The sequence below is a fragment of the Mixta intestinalis genome, assembly GCF_009914055.1.
Lineage (GTDB): Bacteria > Pseudomonadota > Gammaproteobacteria > Enterobacterales > Enterobacteriaceae > Mixta > Mixta intestinalis.
Window position 1 is genome coordinate 1,409,783 of the sequence record NZ_CP028271.1, and the last position, 23,351, is coordinate 1,433,133.

The window sequence follows — 23,351 nt, forward strand, 5'->3', positions numbered from 1 at the left end:
AATAATACTTATAAAAACAGAAATATCGTAACTAAAATGAAGTTGTTTTTTTCGGTAAAAAACACCCCTTTAAAGAAGAATAAACGGAAAAATATTACATAAAGTAAAACTCAGCAGGAAAATATTCCCCTTTCAATCTTCAGGTTAATTAATAGATATCTGACAACTGATAAGCCGTTAAGACATGTAGCGAGAATAAAAGGATAATGTACGCCCGTTTGTCTCAGGACCCTAAAACAATTTTATGTCAGTCACTTTTGCAAAATATGACAGCCGTGCCAGACTTACGCCCATAGGTTACGAAAGGTACGTAATCACTATCTGTGCAGGACGCTTGCAATGAAAATAACCCGTATAGTCTCGCTACCCTCTTCTTTTTTAGCCGCGCCACTGCTGGCTGCGTTATACGGTGGCACTGCCGGAGCCGCCAGCGAACAGTCGCCTATGGTGGTTAGCGCTTCGTCAGTGGGGCTCTCTGAGCTGGATACCCCCGCCGCCGTCAGCGTGGTTAGCGGCGATGATATCCGTCTCGCCGCGCCTGGCATCAACCTGTCGGAAAACCTCTCCGGGCTGCCTGGCCTGCAAATTCAGAACCGGCAAAATTATGCGCAGGATCTTCAGATCTCAATACGCGGCTTCGGCTCACGATCTACCTACGGCGTGCGCGGAATGCGCATCTATCTGGACGGCATTCCGGCCACCATGCCGGATGGTCAGGGACAAACCTCCAATATCGATTTAAACTCAATCGATCGCGTGGAAGTACTGCGCGGCCCTTTCTCCGCGCTTTATGGCAACTCTTCCGGCGGCGTGATTAACATTACCAGCCAGCAGGGAACGCCGCCTGCCAGCATCGAGGCCAGTAGCTACTACGGCAGTTTTGGCAGCTGGCGCTACGGATTAAAAGCCCAGGGTGCGACCGGCGAAAACAGCCAGCCCGGCGAGATGAACTATACGGTTTCCGCCACTCGCTTCAGCACGCACGGTTACCGCGATCGCAGCAGCGCCCATCGTAATATCGGCAACGCCCGGCTTGGCGTACGCATTGACGATGTCAGTACATTAACGCTGCTGTTTAACAGCGTCGATACCAAGGCGCAGGACCCCGGCGGACTAACCAACGCCGAATGGCACAGCAACCCTCGCCAGTCGCCGCGTGCGGATAGTTTTGATACGCGTAAAACCATCAGGCAAACCCAGGCAGGCCTGCGTTATCAGCGTCAGATGAGCGACAACGACGAGCTCAGCCTGATGACCTGGGCAGGCGAACGGGAAACGGTACAGTATCAGTCGATCCCGCGTGCGCCGCAGCTCAAAGCCACCCACGCCGGCGGCGTGATTGATTTAACCCGCCACTATCAGGGCGTTGATGTGCGCTGGACACATCGCGGTACGCTGGCATCGCTGCCGGTGAGTCTGACCGGCGGCCTCGATTATGAAACCATGACCGAGCATCGCAAAGGGTATGAGAACTTTATCTGGCGCAACGGCGCGGCGCAGTATGGTCAGAAAGGCGATCTGCGACGCGACGAACGCAACCTGATGTGGAACCTCGATCCCTATCTGCAAACCTCGTGGCAACTGACTTCCGCGCTGACGCTGGATGCGGGCGTGCGTTTCAGTACGGTACGTTTCGACGACAATGATAACTACACCCGGCCCGGTAACGGCAGCGCCAGCGATCCCGATAACGGCGACGACAGCGGCGAAGCGCGCTATCACCGCTGGCTGCCGGTAGCCTCGCTGAAATACGCCCTGACCGATGGCTGGAATATTTACGCCTCTGCCGGACGCGGCTTTGAAACACCTACCATTAATGAGCTTTCCTATCGCGCCGATAATCAGGGCGGGCTGAATAACCTGCTTCAGCCTGCGACCAGCGATACGCTGGAGATCGGCAGTAAAACCCGCATTGGCAATGGGCTGATAAGCGCAGCGCTGTTCCAGACCGATACCAAAAATGAAATTGTGGTGGCTAACAGCCAGGGCGGGCGCAGCAGCTATAAAAATGCCGGGCAGACACGCCGTCGCGGGCTGGAGTTAGCGCTCGATCAGCAATTTTCGATGGACTGGCGGCTGCGTATGGCGTGGACGCTGCTGGATGCCACCTATCGCGACAGTATCTGCGGCGACAGCGCCTGTAGCCCGGCGAAACGCGTGCCGCGCGGTAACCGGCTACCGGGCATCTCGCGCAGCATGGCCTTCGCCGCGCTGGAGTACGCGCCGGAAACAGGCTGGTACGGCGGCGCGGAGCTACGTTATATGAGTCAGATCCAGGTTAACGATCGCAACAGCGAGCAGGCCCCTTCTTACGCCGTTACCGCGCTGAACGGCGGCTATAAGCTTCGTTCCGGGCGCTGGATGCTTAATCTGTTTGGGCGCATCGATAACCTGTTTGACCGCCATTATGTCGGCTCGGTAATCGTTAACGAAGGTAACGGACGCTACTTTGAGCCAGCGCCGGGACGCAACTACGGCGTCGGTGCGGCGCTGAGCTGGGAGTTTGAATAGGTTTCAGAAAACCATCATCATCGCTACGCGGCGGCGCGGATCGAATCCCGCCGCGCTTTCTGCTGCCAGTATCGCCTTCAGTCTTTCCGGGCACGCATCCCACGCCACAATATGCAGCCCCAGCGAGGCATAAAAAGGCGCGTTAAACGGCGCGAAGCGATCGGTGGTCAGCGTGATGCCCTGAAGTTTTCGCTCTCGCCCTTCCTCAATGGCCTGTTCCATTAACCGTCGCCCGATACCTCGCTGCTGCCATGCAGGATCGACATCCATTTCAGCAATATGCAACCAGCCCTGCTCCTGATACGCGCCAAGAAAACCGACCGGGAGCGTTTCAGATGCCAGCGCCGCCCAGAGCAGCCCGGCATCCAGATAACGCTGTAAATCCTCTTCGCTACTGGCCTCTGCCGGGCCGGTTACCGCGCCTGTCGCACGTAGCGTCGTAAAGGAGGCCAGTTCGATAGTGCGCAGCACGGCAAAACTCTGCGGCGATGCGGTTTTGATGGTGATAGTCATATTTTCTTAGCCCGGGCGTGGATAGTGAATAAGATCGTGGATCAGCGCTGGCTCATCGCTATCGTTGCGGTAAGCGTGCGGCGCATCAGCCTGGAAACGTAGCACCTCCGTTGTCTTCAGACGGTGCCAGCGCTGCGCCACCTGCACCGCCAGCTGCCCGCGAATGACCACCACATGTTCGGTAACGCCAGGCGCATGGGGCGTCGATTCACTTAATGCGCCCGGTGCAAACTCAATCTCCAGCAGATCGAAACCGAGCTGCGGATCGAAATTAACCAGCGGCGTGACCCGCATCTGCGCATTAGGCTGGCGAAACGGCGGGCGATCGCCTTCACGATAGTGCATCACGCCGGTATCGCTCTCCGGTGCGGTAATAAACAGTGAGAACGGCACCTCAAAACCGGTGGCGATTTTCCACAGCGTAGCAACCGTTGGGCTGGATTCGCCGCGTTCAATCTGCCCCAGCATCGCCTTACTGACGCCGCTTTGCGCCGCCGCCTGCGTCAGGCTCCACTGGCGCTGGTTGCGTAACGCTTTCAGCGTGCGTGCAAGATGTTGCGATAAAAGCTGCATGGCGATCCTCTGCTTTCTGGTTAACTTGTAGGCGATAGCGCACGATGCTATCTTGTGCGCTATAACGCACAAGGAGCAAGCTTACTATGTTAATGACGCAGCGTGCACGCGGCTTTACTTTTCCTCAACTGGCAGCAGGTTTTGTTGCCACGCTCATTGGCTATGCCAGTTCAGCGGCGATAGTTTTTCAGGCCGCTTCTGCCGCAGGTGCTACAACGGATCTGATCGGCGGCTGGTTTACCATGCTGGGCGTAGCGATGGGCATCAGCTCGCTTGGCCTCTCTCTCTGGTATCGCCAGCCGATACTGACCGCCTGGTCAACGCCCGGCGCGGCGATGCTGGCTACCAGTCTGGACGGCGTTACACTGCCGCAAACCATCGGTATCTTTCTGTTTGCCAATGCGCTGATTGTACTGTGCGGCATTACCGGCCTGTTTGCCCGCCTGATGAAAATCATTCCGCAGGAAATTGCCGCAGCAATGCTGGCGGGCATTTTACTGCGTTTTGGCCTGGAGGCGTTCGCCGCGCTGCAAATCGATCTGACGCTGTGCGGCGCAATGTGCGCAGGCTGGGTGCTGGCACGTCGTCTGTTGCCGCGTTATGCCATTATTATTACCCTGCTGACCGGCCTGGCGGTTGTGCTGCTGCGTGGCGATCTGCATGTCACCCAGCCGCTGGCGACTCTGCGCTGGCCCACGCTGACCATGCCCGAATTTACGCTTGCCTCGCTGCTCGGCGTCGGACTGCCCTATTTTCTGGTTACCATGGCCTCACAAAATGCGCCTGGCATCGCCACGCTACAGGCACATGGCTACAGTGCATCTGTCTCTTCGCTAATTAGCTGGACCGGCCTGATCGCCCTGCTGCTGTCGCCGTTTGGCGGTTTTTCCGTTTGTATCGCCGCGATTACCGCCGCCATTTGCATGGGCGATGAGGTCCATCCTGATAAGCAACAGCGCTGGCGCGCCTCGGCCATTGCCGGATTATTTTATCTGCTGGCGGGCCTGTTTGGTGGCGCGGTTGGCCTGCTGCTGACCTCGCTGCCGCCGGTGCTGATCGAGACGCTGGCGGGCCTGGCGCTAATCGGTACGTTGACCGGCAGCATTCAGCGCGCCTTACAGCATGAAGAACGCCGCGATGCGGCAATAATAACTTTTCTGGTCACCGCCTCCGGTATTACGCTGGGCGGCATCGGCGCGGCATTCTGGGGATTAGCGGCGGGCGTGCTGGTGTGGGGAATAACCAGCCTGCGTTCTCAACGGTGAGAGACAAGGCTGATAAAGGCTAAAACGCAACAGGGCAAAACATATATAACTGTCTGCCGTTCCGGGGTTCTGATGGTATTCCTGAGCGTACCGACCTGCGGGAAAAAACGACTGCCCTTTTTCGTCAGCTGAGATTATTTACCTTGCATAGCCATTAAGAACAAACATTTAATCGCAAGGTATTTTCGCTGGCAACCAATATAGTTGTACAAGTATCAACCTCTTTGTCCAGGTTTGCAGTACCCAACCGCGTTATTAATTCTTTTTATAATCAGCAAAAAATAAATCAACGAAATTAATAACGGAAGATAAATAATCGATGACCAAAAGGAAAAATAAAAATAATAACGAAAAAGAGGTAGGAAGGTGTAAGAAGTAAATATTAAGATAAGAGCAATCACTCCGGCTTGATTTATACACATTAAGCCGGAGTGCAGGGGCATTAAAACAACGTATCTGAACTTATTTTATTCTGCCGGTTTACGGCCTCCGCCATGGCTGTTCTGGCCGCCTTTGCGTCCCGCTTCTGACGCCTTCTGCGGGTTGTTTTTGAAGTTACCGCCGCTGCGCTGGCCTCCCTTCTTTCCTGCTTCAGATGCACGTTGCCGATCGTTAGCAAAATTACCTGCTCCACCACGATATTGAGTCATAAAAATTCCTCTTTTTTTCTCACATTCAAATGATCAACTTACTCCCACCGGGAGATAAGCAAGCGGAACAACGTTATTAACTGTAGAAGCAACACAACGAAGTGCAAATATTTTCTTACCGCTTTTACTACTAAGCAAAAAGAAGTTCAGTGATATCTCATTCTGGCTTTAATTATCCACGTCGTTAAATAAAAACTTTTACAACGCTTTTAAGAATACTCTTAAAACATTAAAGATGGAGATGCAACACCTCCCCTTTTCGTTAATCTCATACTGATTAATTCGGTGAGTAATTACTTTATAACAGAATGGATTATGTCGATTAAATGGCTCCGCTCGGACAGCGTGTGCCGTCAGCGCAAATTCATCCTGTTAATGATGACGGAGAACATCGTCTTTTTACTGTTTGAGGATGGACGTTCGGCGATCCGTTCGCGTCGCTGGCTGGAGTGAAACGCGCATTCTTGCCATCACGCTGATACGCCCTGGACGCGGTAAAGGGCGACCAGCCGCTGCTCTGAGTGCCTTGCGCCAGGAATATAAAACAAATACGCGCTCTTTTCTGACGTTTGATTTGTCTCATGCACAGATAAAATCACCCGGATCGCCGATATCTCACGATTTTCTGCCTCTGGCAGCGTCAAATAAGGGCCCTTACAGGTGGCAAAAACATTCTTACGCAGCGGAAATCTGGATGCCGTACTGGCTTTAGGGGAAAACGGTCAGCCGGTTTACCTCTCAGCGCTCCAGCTTCGCGAAACGCTGCGCCTGCGCAAACAGCAAAAACTGGCCGACTGTCTGGCTATTCCACAGGCCAACGAACTGGGTGACCGCATCGACTGGTATGCGCCCTTCTCCGGCAAAGTGAAATCCTGGCACGCCGCCAGCGAAAGCGAACGCCAGCAGGCGTTAACGCAGCTTGAAAATCATCAGCAAACGCTGATGGCAATGAGCCAGCGCGCGCTAAGCGCGGAAAAACCCGCGATGAAGCTGTTCGGCGCGCTGCTGAGCAAAGCGTTTCAGTTTCCCGACCGACAATATGTTTATCTGGTAGATGGACGCCCGGTATTAACCTTCTGGGGTTTTGTCGAACTGGATAAGCGTTCACGCAGCGATGCGCTCGACTGCCTGCGCACAACGTTGCAGCCAGAGCCGCCGGAAGATGACGCGCCGCCGGTTATTACGCCAGCGCCTGTCGTGACGCCGGAACCGGTAGTTGTAGCGCCTGCTCCAGTAGCGCCGCCTGCGCCGCGTCCATCAGCCTCAGTAAGCGCCTATCAGACCGTTACCGAACTTAACGAAAGCGAAGAGCCGCAAATCGAAGCCGCAGTTGCACCGTCGCCACAACCGCCGCGTCGTCGTCGTCTGTTGTGGGTCGTGCCGCCGCTGGTGCTGGCCGTGGCCGCCGCGCTGGCGTTCAGTTACTGGCCGCAGACGCCAGCACCGGTAGCTGCCGTGCCGGTTAAACAGCCGCAAGCAGATATCAAACCGCACGTGGTGATCCCGCCGGAGATGCAGGAAAAATCGAGCCAGCTACATAAAACGCTGCCGCTGCATCATGCAACTGTCGTTGTGCCTCCTCCTGCGCCCGAACCGGTTGCCGCGGCACAGGTCGAGGTAACGCCGCCGCCAGCCCCCGTGGCACCGCCCGCGCCTGTTCCTAAAGATGCGCTGGTAATGCCCGCAGATGCGGTACGTATTGGATCGGTCCGTTTCCTTGATGGCAACTGGCGCGCTTCATTACAGGTTAAAAAACTACCTGGCTTTAAGGCACCCACCCTGCGCTATCAAATTCGTGACGGTAAAGGCACCGCGACCATCGTCCAGGGTGACGGCACCCGCTGCAAGGCGGAAACCTCCGCTGGCCTGATGAGCTCAGGCAATCTGGTGATTAACAGCCGTTATACTGCGCGCTGCGCTAACGGTACCCGCTATAAAATGCCGCAGCTGGTATGTAAACAGGGAGATGGCGCCGCCGTGTGTGAAGCGCAATTTGGCAGCGATGTCACATATCCGATATCGATCAAGCGTGAGAGTAAATAACAATGCTGGCGCCCATCACAGATTTTAAACAAAAAATTACGCTGATCGCCGACAGCGGCATTCAGTTTCTCGATTTCGCTATCAGCCTCAACGACAGCCAGCCGCGCTGTTTTGTACGCCAGACGGCGAACGGCCCGCTGCTGCGCATCACGCATGACGCCGCCAGCGGGCGCTATTTGCTGCCGCTGGAAAACGGCGCGGCGCCGGAAGTGGTGAAGCCTGAGTGCAGCACCACGCTGGCCCAGTCGCTGGCGCTGTTAAACGGCCTGTGGCTACCGCTGCCGATCCTGCGCTGCGCCCCGCCGCGCCAGTTTATCGGCGGCCCGGAAAACTGGGCACGTATGCAGATCATTGCGCTGGATAGCCCCGATGCGGATGGTAACACCCACCGCGTGGTGATGGCCTTTGACACCCAGAGCTGTGCCGATGAGAGCGAACAGGCCAGCCTGATGCTGACGCCCGCCGACGCCAATAACGGCGTGGCTTTCGCCCTCGCCTGGCATAATTACGAGCTGGGCGAGTTTCTCGATCTCACCTGGGTAGACGGCTGGCTGCGCGAAGTCTTTACCCAGCGCGCCACGGAGCAGGAAGCGCGTCGTGAAAGCGAAATCAAGCTGGCGCTGCGTGAATTTGAGTATCAGGCACACTACCTGAACCTGCTGGAGCTGCTTGGCAACCAGCTGGCGCTCACCGATATCCGCGTGCTGGCGGCAACGTTGCAGGAGCCGGTGGTAAATGTCGATCTGATCCTCGACGTGGGCAACTCTCATACCTGCGGCATCCTGGTGGAAGATCATCCCGATGAGGTCAACGGGCTGAAGCAGACCTATGAGCTACAGCTGCGCGATCTTTCACTGCCGCACCACGTCTACAACGAAATGTTCGACAGCCGCGTAGAGTTCGCCGAAGCCAGCTTCGGTAAAAAGAATTTCTCGCTGGAGAGCGGGCGCGACGGCGCGTTTGTCTGGCCGTCGCTGACGCGCGTTGGACGCGAAGCGAGCCGCATGTCGTTACAACGTGCCGGAACCGAAGGCACCACCGGCATTTCCAGCCCGCGCCGTTATCTGTGGGATGAGGCGCGCTACGCCGCTGGCTGGCGCTTTAACCGCAGCGATCGCGCAGAACCACAGGCGATCGCCGAGCCGCTGATGACGCTGATTAATGACGAAGGCGAACCGCTGTGGCGCATTCCTGAAGAGGATCGGCTGCCGGTTTTCTCCGCCCACTACAGCCGCAGTTCGCTGATGACCTTTATGCTCAGTGAACTGCTGGCGCAGGCGATGATGCAGATGAACAGCGCCGCTCAGCGGCAGAAGATGCCGCACAGCTACGCGCCGCGTCAGCTGCGGCATATCATTCTGACGCTGCCCTCGGCGATGCCAAAGCCGGAGCGGGAAATCTTCCGCTGCCGGATGCAGGACGCCATCGGGCTGGTGTGGAAAGCGATGGGCTGGCATCCCACCGATGCCGCCTTCGATCGCGACGACCGAAACGCACTCAGCAGCCGCCCGATTCCTGATGTACAGATGGAGTGGGATGAAGCGACCTGCGGTCAGATGGTTTACCTGTTTAACGAAACTCAGGTCAATTTCGCCGGGCGCGCCGAGGCGTTTTTCGCCAGCATGGCGCGCCCCGATCGCCTGCGTGAGGCTGATGAACCGGCGGGCAAAACCCTGCGCATCGCCTCGATCGATATTGGCGGCGGCACCACCGATCTGGCAATTACCCACTATGCGCTTGATGACGGCCAGGGCAATAACGTCAAGATTAACCCGCGCCTGCTGTTCCGCGAAGGTTTTAAGGTGGCCGGTGACGATATCCTGCTGGATGTCATCCAGCTCTATGTGCTGCCTGCGCTGCATGCCGCGCTGAAGCGGGCCGGACTGGCGAATCCCGATATTCTGCTGGATAAGCTGTTCGGCTATGACGGACGTATGGACGGCTTCTCCACGCTACGCCAGCAGGCAACGCTTCAACTGTTTATTCCGCTGGCGCAGGCGGTACTGGAGCGCTATGAAAGCTACGATCCGCTCGACGTCAGCGCCGAAATTGAGGCGCTGTATGGTGAGCTGCTGACGCAGCGCCCCGGCGCGGCAGTGCTGGACTACATCAACAGCGAGGCGCAGCGCGCCCTCGGTGGGCAGCAGACGTTTGATATTTTGCAGGTGCCGATGGTGGTTAGCCTCAGCAAACTGCACGGCGAGTTTCTGTCGCATCGCATGGCGATCGTTCCTGCGTTACGCTCGATGGCGGAAGTGGTGTCGCTTTACAGCTGCGATGTGCTGCTGTTAACCGGACGCCCTTCGCGTTTCCCCGGCGTACAGGCGCTGTTCCGTCATCTGCAACCGCTGCCGGGCAGCCGCATTCTCTCGCTGGAGGGCTATCACACCAGCGACTGGTATCCGTTTAATAAAATGGGGCGCATCGATAACCCGAAGTCGACCGCCGCCGTCGGCGCGATGCTCTGCCTGCTGGCGCTCGATCTGCGCCTTTCAAGCTTCTGGTTCAAAGCGGGCGATTTCCAGCCCTACTCGACCATTCGCTACCTCGGCATGCTGGATGATAATCACGCGCTTACCAGCGATAACGTCTGCTACAGCGAGATCGATCTCGACGATCCGTCCTGGACGCCGGATCGCAAGAGCAGCTTCCAGATTCGCGGCAATGTTTGCCTGGGGTTCCGCCAGCTGGATAACGACCGCTGGCTGGCCTCGCCGCTCTATAGCCTGACCCTTAACGACGCGCAGCTGGCGCGCAAAGTGGCTGGCGACAGCGTGCTGCGCGTGAAGCTGGCGGTGGAACCCGGCGCACAGTCCGGTTCGCCAGAGCGTTTCGTGCTGGCCGACGCCCGACTGGATGACGGTACGCGCGTGCCGCTATCGCAGCTCAGCCTGAAACTTAATACATTGTCCGCCAGCGGCAATGCCAATGCCCAATACTGGATCGACAGCGGGAGCGTATTTAAGAAATGAGAGCCGTTACGCTGACACAGCAGGCATCGCCCCTCAGCCAGCAGGTTGAGAACATGAATCACGGTATCGATCGGGCGCTGGCCTGGGTCGATGCCCAGCGCGTGCAGTCGCCGCGCCTGGATATGGAGGCGGATGGTCTGAAGCTGGCGCTGCGCCGCGGTAAATATCAGCTGCGCCAGACGGAAACCGCGCTGGCACAGGCGCAGACCATCGGCTTTTACGGCCTTTCCCAGGCGGGCAAGGCTTCGCTGCTACAGGCGCTGGTCGGTGATGCCCAGGGGCGGCTGGCTACCCAGCTCGCCGGTAAAACGCTCGATTACCTGACCCACATCAACCCCGGCAATCAGGATTATGGCATGGCGATCCGCTTCAGCCACCTGCACATTGCCGAAGATATGGTGAGGCCGCTGACGCTGACGCTGCTGAGCGAGGCGGAAATGACCCGCATGGTACTGACCGCCTTTTTACAGCAGCCAAAAGGCGACAGCGAAGCGAAAACGCTGGAGGCGCGGCTGGAACATTTGCAGCGTCTGCGTCAGCCACAGCCGGTGGAAGGCATGGCAAGCGAGGAGCTGGTGGCGCTGTGGGATTTCTGTCGCCGTCAGGATAGCGGGCGTGCCGCGCTGCTTAACCGTCATTTCTGGCCGCAGGCCTGCGAACTGGCCCCCTGGCTCGACGTGGACGATCGTGCCCAGCTGCTGGCGCTGTTATGGAACGACGATGAAACGTTGACCGCGCTGTGGCGTCAGCTGGCGCATACGCTGCACGCGCTGCATCATGCGCCGAGCGTGCTGGCACCGCTTTCGCTGTTGGTTGATGACGCCCTGCTGCCATCAGAGCTGCTGTTCAGCAACGCAACGAGCACGCTGAACGGCGCGCAGGATCGTCTGGTGGAAGTAATACCCTGCACACCAACGCGCAGCCAGCGCCCGGTGCCGCTTTCCCTGGCGGAGCTGACGCTGCTGACGCTGGAGGTGCTGATTCCCCTTGCCATGCCGCCGCGTCAGGCGCTGTTCGATCGCGTCGAAGCGGTAGATATTCCCGGTTACGGTGCCGCACTGGAAGAAGACGCACGCCATGAACAGGCGCAGGCCGCGCAGCGTAATCCTCTGGCGGCACGCCTGATGCGCGCCCGACGCGCGCTGTTTCTTGAATTTTATGGCGAACGCCAGGCGCTGGATCGCGTGCTGGTTTGCACCGCCGCCAGCCAGCGTCAGGACGCCAGCCAGGTGGGGCGCATGCTGACGCAGTGGCTGAAAACCATGCCGCGTGCCGAAGGAGAAAGGCCAAACGCGCAAAAGCCGGTACTGATCTGGGCGGTGACCCGCTTTGACGGGCGTTACCTGCAACCGGTGAATATTGATGAAGCGGTACAGCGTCAAACCGGCGTGGCGGGCAGCGACTGGGGATCGATGCTGGCACAGGATGCGGGCGGTATTGAACGCATGGCCGCCTGGCTACAGGCTGAGGTAAAAGCAGAAGGCCGGCTGGCGCGGCTACAGGGGCGCGTACAGCGTGTGCGCCTTGAGCTGGGCGAGCGCCTGCTGATTAACTGGGCCCAGCCGGTCGATGATTTACAGCACAAGCAGCAAATCGCCGACAGCCTGCTGAAGGCACTGCAAACCCGCACCGGTTTGCACGGTGAACTGCTGGAACGGCTACAGCCTTCGCGTGAGCAGCTACGCGCTATCTATCTGCTGCCGCAGCAACAGCCGAGCGGTGCGCAACACTTGCCCGCCGAACCCGATCTGCCCAGCAGCCATTTTGGTATCGGCTTTGAGTTCGATCTGTTCAGCGATCGTCCCGCACCGACTTTGGCCAGCGACAGCGAAGATACGACGCCGGACTGCGACAGCCTGTTTGCTCATAATGTACAGCGCTACTGGATCCATCACCTACGCAGCCTGCCCGACAATGATGGCCTGCTCTCCCTGTTAGGGATAAGTAAAAACGCCATGCAGATGCTGGTTGAGGAGTTGATCACCGCCAGCTTCCGTCTTGATGTCGCCGGTAACCTGCTGCGTACGCTGACCGAACATGAAGCGCCTGGCGCACCGCGCGAAGGGAAAGTCGATCGTCAGGTATCACGTGCGCTCACCGTACTGGGCGATTTTGTTGCCTGGCTCGGTTTTCTTAAGCGTGAGGCTGCCGAACGGCCCGACAGCCGCGTGAACCGCGGCAATAAAATTTTTGCGCAGCCGCAGACGCCCGCCGTCAGCTTTGGTCACGCGCAGCGCCTGACGCGGCTCTCCGCCGCGCCTGCGAATACCACCGCATTTTATATTTATGACTGGCTGGTTGGGCTGAACACGTTGATTGTTGAAAATAACGGCTATGCCGGCGGCAGCGAAATCGACGACGCTGCGCGTCTGCCGTTGCTGAAAGCGCTGAAGCTGATTCAGGGGTAAAAATTAGCGGGACGGGCGGATGCGTCCCGCGTTTTGCTGAGCGTCAGGCAGGCTGTAAAATCAACTCGCCGTCCAGCTCGCAGGCGGCCTCTTCCAGTAACGCAATAATGGCTGCCAGTTCGCCCCGTTCGGCGCGGGGCGGCAAATGGTACAGCCACAGGCGCGCCGGTAACGCCAACTCTCCGGTCAGGACATCCCACAACGCATCCAGATTCGCGCCAAAATGCTCGCCTGCGCCGCTCTGTTCAGCAAAGCTGCGATAAAAGGCCATCCGGCTGTTAAGAATCGAGAAGTCAAAATGCATTTCCAGCACGGCTTACTCCAGACGATGAAAAGTACGGTAGTGGTCGGTGGTAAGGTAGATAAGGCCATCGCTGGAATAAAGCAGGCGATCGGTACCACGACGCCCGCAGCGATAGTTAACGTCTGCCTCATACCAGTTTCGTCCGGCATGCGCCGGCAGACCACCTTCCCGGTTGGCAAAACGATCGCCACCGATAGCGCGCCCCGGCAGTACCTGGCAGAGGTTTCCCTTTGCGGCTACCCAGCCGTGGCGTCGCGCCTGGCTTTTGGTGATGTAATAATCTGGCAAGCGCTGATGCTGTTGCAGATAACGCGCAACCCGCCGCTCGGCGGTCAGCGCATTAATATCATTTGTCTTAGTAGCCTGCCCGGCATCCTTCTGCGAAGAAAAATGAGGACGCAGGCCGATAAAAGCGCCCGCCAGTACAAGAATCAGGCCCAGCCAAAGTTTCTTAGACATAATTTTTTATGACGTAGCAACGATGCGGGCACTATAGCAGCCTGATTATCTGAGCGGAATGTCCGTTGGGTTACTGCATTCACACAAGTTGAATGACGGCAGCTGAACGTTTTACGATTATCCGGAAAATGACAGGGTCAATGCGAATCAAAACTGACGACGGCGCGCCGATAAAAACGTGTAACCAGGGGAAATAAACCACGCGGGCCGGAAAGTCCGGCCCTGGCGTTCACTTAGCGTTGCAGTGATTTATCGTGCTGCTGCCCTGCGCTACGACGCCACGCGCCGGGCGCCTGCCCAAACTGGCGTTTAAAGCTACGATTAAAGGATTGCTGGGAATCAAAACCTAACGAAATAGCGACGTTTAAGATCGGTTCGTTGCTGGTCGTCAGGCGATCCGCCGATTTTTTCAGCTTCTGTGAACGAATATATTCGCCCAGCGGATAGCCGGTATGCTCTTTAAACATGCGTTGCAGGTGCCATTTGGAGTAACCCGCCCGCTCCGATACGGTATCCAGATTAAGTCGGCCTTCGATATTGTTATCAATCCAGTCAATCAGATCGTGAATAAATGCGTCACTTCTCATCATTGTTCTCCCGTCGCCAGGGCTAATAGTATCAGTATCTGTTGCAGTTACATTTAACGGTGACTGAATTTGTCAGAAATTGCAAATTATATTGATACATTAAAAGCCCCTTCCCCTGCGGCCACAGGCAAAACAAGGCATAGACCTGCCAACAACCATTTGAAGTATAAAACTTTTTATTAATCAATCAGGATTTGACTGTTTTTGCCGATACCATTGACAGGTAATCGCAACGGAGACGATTCGTCATGTGGCTGCAAATAGCTGAAGTGGAAAATATGACTCGCAGGTCAGCTGTCGAGCTTGAAATGGCAATGCAGTCCGGCAGGTTGCTGTGGCGAACGAGCGCAAGCGGTCAGATTGAAATTGAACTCAGCAGCGTTTTGAGCGCCTTTACCGGCGAGCTGGCTGGCGCGGTTGCTACTGACAGCACCAGCCGTCGGCTGGAACAGCAGTGGGAACAGATATGGCGGCGTCGGGATGCGCATTGATATTTTTATTTTTCCGGATTGACGATATTTTTATAATCAATAAGAGACTATTTAACTTTTATTTAATACCGACGTTTTTAATTAAAAGATAAACGCATATTTCTGTCTCAGGCAATGCCGTTAATTGAAACTTCGCTAAAACAAAGATAAGATGCCCCGCGTTTATTTTTAGGATGACATCAGTAATGTTATGGATAGTAACGGCTTTTCTTTTATGGTGCATATTTGGCTATATCTATAATAAAATTATGGATAAAAATGAAGAGCATCAGGAATGTTACTATGATTAACGACGTGTTATTTTCATACTTAATATCAATCACTTAAGCAAAACATCTTTTTAACCGGTAAATATTCCCCGTTTTTCTCTGGTTGACTTTTATAGTTGCACAATGCTGATGTGGTTTAATTCTTAGCCCTATAGTATGTTGTAACTAATGAAATAAACCATTCAGGCCTGCCTGAGCCGCTGAATACGCTCCGGCAATCGCCGCGTAATACGCCATAGCGGGCTTATTTTAACCATAAAAAAAGCCGCATTTAGCGGCTCTTCTTACTCAGATCTTCCGGTTCGGGTTCCGGGACGGCATCGCAGCCGCTGGTATCTTTTTTCTGTAGCTCTTCCAGCGCATCGGCTACCGTACGCTTCGCCAGCACTTTCAGCGAGGCCTCTTCCGCCTCCTGAGCGATAGACTTAAAGTACCAGCAGGCGTTAGCGCTAACCACGCAGCGGGCCGGAACCTCAGGTCGTGAGGCCCAGATTTTTTTATCCTCGATCACCGAAACATAAATATCGCGTAGCGTAATTTGATCGGCCGGGCGTCCAAGATGAATCGAACCGGTGCGGCCCAACGTGGAAACAATAATGCCATCACGCGTAAGCGGCACCATTAATTTACGAATAAAGCTGGGATTTGCTTCCAGACCATACGCCAGAATGGCGCTGGTGGAACGTTTTCCTGATTGCTCCGCCATCGCTACGCTCAAAACCATCTGCAAAGCTGTCGGGAAGCGGTAATCTAACATTTCATCATCCTGGGTTACGGCGGATATGGTTCTTTTTGGGGCCACGGCGGTGAAGAATCAATGCAAAATAATATAACAAACACAGTTACTTTTTTGAAGATAACCCGCAGGCGGGGGCACATATTCATAAATATCTCCCCCGTCTGCCCCCAGTAAAGCCCGGCTGGCGGGCGATGCGCTTCAGGCAAGGTAAACAGAGCGCGATAAAATTCAGGTCAGCCTTCTGCCCCACCGCGCCGTTTTTTTTATTTTCACTGTTTCACTTGCACGTTAAATCAACCACAATAGACGGCGTAATGTGATGCACGTCACCTTTTGATGCTAACATCACTATCTTCTTTAACTCTTTCATGCGTCTGGCATTCAGTAAATCCCATGCAAACACCCGTTTCCCGTAAAACAGCCTGGCTACGAGTTGTGCTGCTGGCTGTGGCAGCTTTTATTTTTAATACCACTGAATTTGTTCCGGTGGGCCTGCTTTCCGATATCGCCGCCTCGTTTGCGATGAAAACGCCGGAGGTGGGCGTAATGCTGACTATCTACGCCTGGGTGGTGGCGTTAATGTCGCTGCCGCTGATGCTGGTCACGCGCAATATCGAGCGGCGTTTACTGCTCACCGCTATTTTCATGCTGTTCACCCTGAGTCATGTGCTATCGCTGCTGGCATGGAATTTTTGGGTGCTGGTGGCTTCGCGCATCGGTATTGCGCTGGCGCATGCGATTTTCTGGTCAATCACCGCTTCGCTGGCGATTCGCGTTGCGCCTGCCGGTAAGAAAACCCAGGCGCTCAGCATGCTGGCTACCGGCACCGCGCTGGCGATGGTATTAGGCGTGCCGATCGGACGCATTATCGGTCAGTACCTGGGCTGGCGTACTACTTTTGGCATGATTGGTGTCTCAGCGCTGGCCCTGATGCTAATCCTGGTTAAGCTGCTGCCGAAACTGCCCAGCGAACATACCGGTTCGCTTAGCAGCGTGCCGATGCTGTTTAAACGTCCGGCGCTGGTCAGTATGTATTTCCTGGTGACGCTGGTAGTGACGGCGCACTATACCGCCTACAGCTATATCGAGCCTTTTATGCAGGCGATCGCCTCGCAGGGTGAGAACTTCACGACCTTTTTGCTGTTGATCTTTGGCAGCGCCGGTATTATCGGCAGCATTATTTTCAGTCTGCTCGGCAATAAACTCCCTTCGGCGCTACTGCTGAGCGCGATTGGGCTGATCACCCTCTGTATGGGGCTGCTGCTGCTTGCGGCGGTACACCCGTTTGCCGTATCGGTGCTTTGCATTGTCTGGGGGATGGGCATGATGACGATAGGCCTGGCGATGCAGGTGCGGGTACTGTCGCTGGCACCGGATGCGACTGACGTGGCGATGTCGCTGTTTTCTGGTATTTACAATATCGGTATCGGTGCCGGGGCGCTACTGGGAAATCAGGTCAGCCTGCATTTCAGAATGGCGGACGTTGGCAATGTCGGCGCCGTTATTGGCCTGCTGGCGCTGTTCTGGTGCATTTTTATTTTCCGCCGCTACCCTCAACTGCGCAGCAATGGCTAATCAAAGGCGGAACTGACGGGCAATCATATACGTGACTTAACGATCAAAAAGGGCGGCCTTCACCGCCCTTTTTTTATGGCAGATAAAACACCTGTTTTAACGGCTGGCTGACCGGACTGTTGTCAAGGTTGGTTGGCATCAGCTCACGCATCGATGCCCACCAGCGCTGACATACTTCCGTTTGCGCTACCGCTTCCCAGCGTTCTTCCGATTCAATCTCCACGCAGGCAAATAACAGGCTGCGCTGTTCATCAAGGAAGATGCTGTAGTGATGCGCGCCATGCGCCTTCAGCGTCTGTTCCAGCTCTGGCCAGATGGGAGAGTGGCGCTGCTGATAGGCTTCATGACAGTGCGGATAGACCTGCATAACGAACGCTTTACGCAACATAGGCTGGCCCAATATCCAGCGCCGCCTGCCACGGCTTGACCTTAAAGCGTTTGCCCAGCGCTACCAGCTGTTCGGTAGTAATGCTCTGGCGCATGCCGCCCATCGAAAGCACTTTCACCACCACTTCGGAAGATTTTTCCGCGGTATCGATCAGACCGAAGGTTTCATCTAACGTCGGTCCGGCACCAAAAATGCCGTGGAAAGGCCACATAACCAGGCTGTGAGAAGCCATCTGCTCTGCGGTGGCGTTGCCGATCTCGTCAGTGCCGGGCACCATCCACGGCACAATACCGACGCCGTCCGGGAATACCACCAGACATTCGGTACTGCCTTCCCAGAGCAGGCGGGTCAGCCGCGCCGAATCCAGTTCAATCGCATAGCTGAGCGCCATAAAATTGGTGGCATGGCAGTGCATGATCACGCGATCGGCACCGTTGGTCAGCTGCTTACGCACGCTGTGCGACTGAAAATGGGCCGCCAGCTCCGACGTCGGCAGGCCACCGTTTGCCAGCCCCCAGTGAATTTTGTAGGAAAGCCCCTTTTCGTCCACCTGCAGCAGCGCCAGGCTGTCAGCCGGATCGAGCTGGACATTGCGGAAAAATTTGCCGGAGCCGGTAACGATAAACCAGTCGTTCGCCAGGCCAGGTGCCGGATGGGTTAGCTCGACACAGCGGGGTTCGGCAACGAAATCATGAGCAAAATCCGCCACCTCTTGCGGCAGCAAACGCATACTGACATTACCGCCGTTGCGCTCGTCCCAGCCCTTCAGCCACATATCGCTGGTGGCTTTCACCATACCCTGCACAAACCAGGAAGAAAGAATTGATTGCATTGTAAAATCCTTAGCGTTTACTGAGGGTCTGTTCTTCATAATCACGCACGCTGCGCAGCCAGCCTGCATCCGCCGGGACATCGTGGCGTTCGCACCACATTTCCCAAACTGCCTGCCACGGCAGCGATTTTTGCTCTTCCAGCAGCGCCAGGCGCGCGGTGTAATCACCGGCAGATTCCAGCGCCCGCAGCTTATCGGTCGGTTCCAGCAGCGCACGCAGCAGCGCTTTTTTCGCATTGCGCGTGCCGATAACCCAGGCAGCGATGCGGTTGATGGAGGCATCGAAGAAGTCCAGGCCGATATGTACTTTGTCGAACAGTTTCTGACGCACGATCTCCTGGGCGATGGCCTGGGTTTCATCATCCAGCAGCACGACATGGTCGCTGTCCCAGCGTACCGGGCGGCTAACGTGCAACAGCAGGCGCGGCACATAAAGCATCACGGTGGAGATTTTGTCAGAAATCACCTCAGTCGGATGGAAATGTCCGGCATCCAGCGTCAGGGCGATCTGCCGACTGGCGGCGTAGCCGAGACAGAATTCATTTGAGCCAACGGTATAGCTTTCAGCACCGATACCGAACAGCTTGCTTTCCACCGCATCGATGTGGTGTGCCGCATCGAGTTTTTCCGTCAGCACTTCATCAATAGACTGCATCAGACGCTGGCGCGGCGCGAAGCGATCGACAGTGAGATCTTTCATCCCGTCCGGCACCCAGATATTCATTACCGAGGGCGTACCGAGCTGTTCACCGAACCAGGCGGAAACCTTACGGCTGGCCTTACAGTGATCGATCCAGAACTGACGAATATTTTTATCCGCATGAGCGAGCGTAAAACCGTCAGCGCTCAACGGATGGGAAAAGCAGGTCGGATTAAAATCCAGTCCCAGCTGGCGTTCTTTCGCCCAGCTGACCCAGTTAGCGAAGTGCTGCGGCTCGATTTCATTACGATCGACCGGGCGATCGCTTTCCAGATAGATGGCGTGCAGATTAAACCGCTTCGGCCCCGGAATCAGCGACAGCGCCAGATCCACGTCTGCCCGCAGTTCGGCGGCGTTACGCGCACGTCCCGGATAGTTGCCGGTCGCCTGAATACCGCCGGTTAACGCGCCCTGAGGATTTTCAAAACCGCGTACATCATCACCCTGCCAGCAGTGCATGGAAACCGGGATGCGATCCAGCTGATTCATTGCGGCTTCCACATCGACGCCGATATCGGCAAAGCGTTGTTTCGCCAGTTCAAAAGCCTGTTCTGTAAGCCTGGTCATAAGCATAATTCCTTACGCGGTTGTTTTAGCGCCTGAAAACGCGACCAGCTGTCGGTCAGCGCGCTGTCTGAGAGTGGTTGAATGATTTGAGACGGAAAGTTTTTTGCCACGCAGCGGCGAAAAGCGTCCACATCCGCCAGTTCGCCACGGGCGATAAGCTGGCTGCCGATGTTGCCCAGCGTGGAGGCTTCAACGGGACCGATAGAAATCGGCAAGCCGCAGGCGTTAGCGCACAGCTGGTTAAGCAGCGGATTCTGGCTACCGCCGCCAACGATATGCAGGCGGCTAAAGGCTGAACCGCGCAGCGTCGATAGCTCCTCCACCACCTGACGATAAAGCAGCGCCAGGCTGTCAAAGATACAGCGGGCCAGTGCCACCGGGCTGTGAGGCACCGGCATCGCCTGCTCTGCACAGGCATCCTGGATTTCGCGCACCATACTGGCCGGATTGATAAAACGGGCATCGTTGGCGTCGATAATCGACTGGCAGGCGGGATAGCACGCCGCCTCATCGATCAGAGCGCAGAGATCGGTGATTTCCAGTTCACTGCAAATGCGCTGTAGCAGCCACAGCCCCATGATATTTTTCAGCACCCGGTAGCGCCCTTCCGCGCCGCCCTCGTTAGTCACGTTGACGTCAAGCGCCGCTTGATTATTGAAGGGCGTTTGGCTTTCAAAGCCGAGCAGCGACCAGGTACCGGAACAGAGATAAGCCTCATCAGGCGCGGCCAGCGGCGTTGCCAGCACCGCACTGGCGGTATCGTGCGTTGCTACCGCCACCAGCGGAATACGCAGACCGCTGCGGCTTTGCCATTCGCCCACCGGCGTGCCTGGCATCTGCGGCGTGCCGAACCATTCTGCCCGCGCACCTGCCCAGCTCAGCAGCTGGCGATCCCATTCGCCGGTTGCCAGATTCAGCAGTTGCGTCGTGCTGGCGTTGGTATATTCCCAGTTCAGCTGACCGGTAAGGCGATATTGCAGGTAATCGGGGATCATCAGCACATGTGCCACTTCAGCCAGCAGTTCTGGATGCATTTGGCTGAACGCACGCAGTTGATAAAGGGTGTTAAACGGCAGGAACTGAATGCCGGTGTGCTGCCAGATAAGATCGCGTCCCAGTTCGCGCTGTGCCTGCGCCATCAGACCGTGAGTGCGCTTATCGCGGTAAGAAACCGGCAGGCCGACACGTTCACCTGCCTGATTGAGCATCACCACATCCACGCCCCAGGTATCGATACCAATACTTTCCGGCACGATGCCTCTTTCCAGCAGCTGTTCCAGCCCGTCGCGGATCGCCTGCTCAAGGCCATCCAGATCCCAACAGTCATATCCTTGTTTTTGCTGGCGCTGGTTAGCGAAGCGGCCAATCTGCTCCAGCGTCAGCGACTGCTCTTCCGGCTGGTACTGTGCCAGCATAATGCGGCCACTGGAGGCGCCGAGATCGATGGCTACAAAATTGTGGTGCGTCATATGATTCGCTTCCTGATGAAACATGCTCACCAGTGTAAAAATGCCGCCAGTTCCACACCTTGCTGAGGCTGCCACTTCAGAACGCCCGCTGGCAGGGGCGTAAAGAAAGACGTGAAGCAACTCACAGTTCTGTTTTTCATTGCGCCGACAATGCGATGTGACTCTTGCCGCAATTCTGAATATTTTCAGTCGTTTCTTGAAAAATTAACCGTTTAAGGCTGTTTTGCGGTGCAAATTTCAAGGTAATTTAGGCGCGCGCTGACTAGTATCGGTCGCAAACAGATAAATGAGGATGCACAGATGACCGTGTTACATAGCGCTGATTTTTTCTCTGACGGCGATCAGCCGATAGCGATCGAACCGCGGGCACCGCAGGGAATGTTTCCGGAACATCACCACGATTTTCATGAAATTGTGCTGGTGGAACAGGGCGCAGGTATCCATATCTTTAACGGTCAGCCTCAGTCGCTCTGTGGCGGCTGCGTCTGCTTTGTACGCGATCATGACCGTCATCTTTATGAGCAAACCGAGAACCTTTATTTAACCAATGTATTGTGGCGCGGCCCGCAGGCGTTTCGCTTTCTGACCGGCCTACAGGATCTGTTGCCGCAGGAGCGCGACGGGCGCTACCCTTCCCACTGGCGCATCAGCAATCGGGTAATGGCGCAGGCTAAAATACTGATCGCACAGTTACAGGTGCCCGAAGACGGCGATGCCACCGAACAGCGCCTGCGCCAGGAACTGACCTTTATGCAGCTGCTGTTGCTGCTACGCCAGGGCTGCCGTGAACAGGAAAGTGATGCGCAGGAGGCGCGCCTGCTGCGGCTGCTTGACTGGCTAAACGAACACTACAGCGAGGATATCGACTGGGATGCGCTGGCCGATCGCTTCTCACTGTCGCTGCGCACGCTACATCGCCAGCTGAAGCAGCAGACCGGCAGCACGCCGCAGCGCTATCTGAACCGGCTACGGCTGTTGCAGGCACGTCACCTGCTGCGCCACAGCGATATGCGCATAACCGATATCGCCTATCAGTGCGGGTTTGGCGACAGCAATCATTTTTCCACGCTGTTTCGCCGGGAATTTGGCTGCGCGCCGCGCGCTGAGCGGCAGCAGATGTGGTAACAGGAGCACAGCATGGGGCTAATACTGGCGAAAGCGGACTATTTTCCTTCAGAAGCGATGCCGGTGGCGGTAGAGGATCGCGCCCCGCAGCCTGTCTTTTCTCCGCATTGTCATGAATTTAATGAGATCGTCATCGTCTGGCGCGGCAACGGCCTGCATGTGCTGAACGATCGCCCGTGGCTGATAACCTGCGGCGATCTTTTTTATATCCGTCATAACGACTGCCACAGCTTCGAATCGGTCAACGATCTGGTGCTGGATAACATTCTTTACTGCCCGGAGCGCTTTCGGCTGGGGCTGGAGTGGTCGCAGCTGCTGCCGCTGGATGATGCCGACTATCACGCCCACTGGCGTTTGACCACGCGCGGCATGGCGCTGGTACGCGGGGTAATTTCTCAGCTGGAGCAGGAAAGCCGTAAGACCGATATGCTGTCGATGCAGCTGGCAGAGGCGCTGTTTTTGCAGTTAACGCTGATTCTGCGGCGGCATCGCTACGTGGCCGAACGCGCCGGGGAGCTACCGGAAGGAGAGCAGCTCGATCTGCTGATGTCGGCCATTCAGGCCAATACCGGACGCCCTTTCGATTTCGCCGCCTTCTGCCACCATAATCAGCTCAGCGAACGGGCGTTGAAGCAGCTCTTCCGTCAGCAAACCGGCATGACAATTGGTCACTATCTGCGCCAGTTACGGCTCTGCCAGGCAAAACATCTGCTGCGCAGTACCGATCTGCTGATTGGCGAGGTGGCAGCACGCTGTGGCTTTGACGACAGTAACTACTTTTCTGTGGTATTTACCCGCGAAACCCAGCTGACGCCCAGCGCATGGCGGCAGCGTTTTATGCGTACCGGTAAAGGCGTTCAGCCCGTACCGGAGCAATAAACAAGGCCAGCACGCGTCTTACGCGGCTGGCC

At 56.2% G+C, this 23,351-nt stretch carries 21 protein-coding genes; 10 read left to right on the forward strand and 11 right to left on the reverse strand.

The features are described from left to right. The first annotated feature begins 339 nt into the window (after nt 1-339). Nucleotides 340-2,511 (forward strand): TonB-dependent receptor PqqU, encoded by a 2,172-nt coding sequence (pqqU, locus tag C7M51_RS06610; RefSeq protein WP_160621056.1) that lies wholly within the window; start codon nt 340-342, stop codon nt 2,509-2,511. Between the two features lie 3 nt (nt 2,512-2,514). Here pqqU and C7M51_RS06615 read toward each other — a convergent pair whose 3' ends face one another. Then, nucleotides 2,515-3,024: a GNAT family N-acetyltransferase gene (locus C7M51_RS06615; protein WP_160621057.1), complete on the reverse strand. Its 510-nt coding sequence runs from the start codon at nt 3,022-3,024 to the stop codon at nt 2,515-2,517. Nucleotides 3,025-3,030: 6 nt separating this feature from the next. Continuing rightward, nucleotides 3,031-3,597, reverse strand: a complete 567-nt coding sequence (locus tag C7M51_RS06620; RefSeq protein WP_160621058.1) for a helix-turn-helix domain-containing protein — start codon at nt 3,595-3,597, stop codon at nt 3,031-3,033. A gap of 86 nt (nt 3,598-3,683) precedes the next feature. Between C7M51_RS06620 and C7M51_RS06625 the strand changes: the two genes are divergently transcribed. After that, on the forward strand, nt 3,684-4,862 hold the full coding sequence (locus C7M51_RS06625) for a benzoate/H(+) symporter BenE family transporter (protein WP_160621059.1): 1,179 nt from the start codon (nt 3,684-3,686) through the stop codon (nt 4,860-4,862). A 467-nt stretch (nt 4,863-5,329) separates the two neighbouring features. Here C7M51_RS06625 and C7M51_RS06630 read toward each other — a convergent pair whose 3' ends face one another. Further along, a complete protein-coding gene (locus C7M51_RS06630) occupies nt 5,330-5,512 on the reverse strand; it encodes a con-10 family general stress protein (RefSeq protein WP_038626107.1) in 183 nt (60 codons plus the stop codon). Between the two features lie 315 nt (nt 5,513-5,827). On the opposite strand from C7M51_RS06630, the gene C7M51_RS06635 reads away from it, so the two are divergent. The 4 genes from C7M51_RS06635 (at nt 5,828) to C7M51_RS06650 (ending at nt 12,935) form a co-directional block, all read left to right on the forward strand. Then, nucleotides 5,828-5,965, forward strand: coding sequence for a hypothetical protein (locus tag C7M51_RS06635; protein ID WP_160621060.1), 138 nt, complete (start codon nt 5,828-5,830; stop codon nt 5,963-5,965). 207 nt (nt 5,966-6,172) lie between these two features. Continuing rightward, on the forward strand, nt 6,173-7,555 hold the full coding sequence (locus C7M51_RS06640) for an SrfA family protein (protein WP_160621061.1): 1,383 nt from the start codon (nt 6,173-6,175) through the stop codon (nt 7,553-7,555). A 2-nt stretch (nt 7,556-7,557) separates the two neighbouring features. Further along, a complete protein-coding gene (locus tag C7M51_RS06645; protein ID WP_160621062.1) occupies nt 7,558-10,527 on the forward strand; it encodes a virulence factor SrfB in 2,970 nt (989 codons plus the stop codon). Continuing rightward, nucleotides 10,524-12,935, forward strand: a complete 2,412-nt coding sequence (locus C7M51_RS06650; RefSeq protein ID WP_160621063.1) for a virulence factor SrfC family protein — start codon at nt 10,524-10,526, stop codon at nt 12,933-12,935. Before C7M51_RS06645 ends, C7M51_RS06650 begins: the two co-directional genes overlap by 4 nt. 43 nt (nt 12,936-12,978) lie before the next feature. On the opposite strand, the gene C7M51_RS06655 is transcribed toward C7M51_RS06650, so the two are convergent. From C7M51_RS06655 to C7M51_RS06665, 3 genes are all read right to left on the reverse strand, one after another. After that, nucleotides 12,979-13,248, reverse strand: a complete 270-nt coding sequence (locus tag C7M51_RS06655) for a barstar family protein (RefSeq protein WP_160621064.1) — start codon at nt 13,246-13,248, stop codon at nt 12,979-12,981. A gap of 3 nt (nt 13,249-13,251) precedes the next feature. After that, the gene (locus C7M51_RS06660) at nt 13,252-13,698 is read right to left on the reverse strand and encodes a ribonuclease domain-containing protein (protein WP_160621065.1); all 447 of its coding nucleotides are present in this window, start codon (nt 13,696-13,698) and stop codon (nt 13,252-13,254) included. Nucleotides 13,699-13,931: 233 nt separating this feature from the next. Further along, entirely contained in the window at nt 13,932-14,285 is a 354-nt protein-coding gene (locus C7M51_RS06665; protein WP_160623590.1) for a helix-turn-helix domain-containing protein, read from the reverse strand. A gap of 248 nt (nt 14,286-14,533) precedes the next feature. Here C7M51_RS06665 and C7M51_RS06670 point away from each other — a divergent pair, with 248 nt between their 5' ends. Next, nucleotides 14,534-14,776: a hypothetical protein gene (locus tag C7M51_RS06670; protein WP_160621066.1), complete on the forward strand. Its 243-nt coding sequence runs from the start codon at nt 14,534-14,536 to the stop codon at nt 14,774-14,776. 540 nt (nt 14,777-15,316) lie between these two features. On the opposite strand, the gene oqxR is transcribed toward C7M51_RS06670, so the two are convergent. Next, nucleotides 15,317-15,802 (reverse strand): efflux pump transcriptional repressor OqxR, encoded by a 486-nt coding sequence (gene oqxR, locus C7M51_RS06675; protein WP_160621067.1) that lies wholly within the window; start codon nt 15,800-15,802, stop codon nt 15,317-15,319. Between the two features lie 375 nt (nt 15,803-16,177). Here oqxR and C7M51_RS06680 point away from each other — a divergent pair, with 375 nt between their 5' ends. Beyond that, a complete protein-coding gene (locus tag C7M51_RS06680; protein WP_160621068.1) occupies nt 16,178-17,359 on the forward strand; it encodes a sugar transporter in 1,182 nt (393 codons plus the stop codon). Between the two features lie 73 nt (nt 17,360-17,432). Here the strand turns inward: C7M51_RS06680 and rhaM are convergent, their stop codons facing one another. From rhaM to rhaB, 4 genes are read right to left on the reverse strand one after another with little or no spacing between them, the layout of a single operon-like run. Beyond that, nucleotides 17,433-17,747 (reverse strand): L-rhamnose mutarotase, encoded by a 315-nt coding sequence (gene rhaM, locus C7M51_RS06685; RefSeq protein ID WP_160621069.1) that lies wholly within the window; start codon nt 17,745-17,747, stop codon nt 17,433-17,435. Then, nucleotides 17,737-18,579 carry a rhamnulose-1-phosphate aldolase gene (rhaD, locus tag C7M51_RS06690; protein WP_160621070.1) on the reverse strand — a complete coding sequence of 281 codons (843 nt, stop codon included), beginning with the start codon at nt 18,577-18,579 and terminating at the stop codon, nt 17,737-17,739. Before rhaD ends, rhaM begins: the two co-directional genes overlap by 11 nt. A gap of 10 nt (nt 18,580-18,589) precedes the next feature. After that, entirely contained in the window at nt 18,590-19,846 is a 1,257-nt protein-coding gene (locus C7M51_RS06695) for an L-rhamnose isomerase (RefSeq protein WP_160621071.1), read from the reverse strand. After that, nucleotides 19,843-21,315: a rhamnulokinase gene (gene rhaB, locus C7M51_RS06700; RefSeq protein ID WP_160621072.1), complete on the reverse strand. Its 1,473-nt coding sequence runs from the start codon at nt 21,313-21,315 to the stop codon at nt 19,843-19,845. The genes C7M51_RS06695 and rhaB overlap by 4 nt, the downstream gene beginning before the upstream one ends. Nucleotides 21,316-21,615: 300 nt before the next feature. Here rhaB and rhaS point away from each other — a divergent pair, with 300 nt between their 5' ends. After that, nucleotides 21,616-22,440, forward strand: a complete 825-nt coding sequence (rhaS, locus tag C7M51_RS06705; RefSeq protein WP_160621073.1) for an HTH-type transcriptional activator RhaS — start codon at nt 21,616-21,618, stop codon at nt 22,438-22,440. A gap of 12 nt (nt 22,441-22,452) precedes the next feature. Next, entirely contained in the window at nt 22,453-23,319 is an 867-nt protein-coding gene (gene rhaR, locus C7M51_RS06710) for an HTH-type transcriptional activator RhaR (RefSeq protein WP_160621074.1), read from the forward strand. Nucleotides 23,320-23,351: the final 32 nt, after the last annotated feature.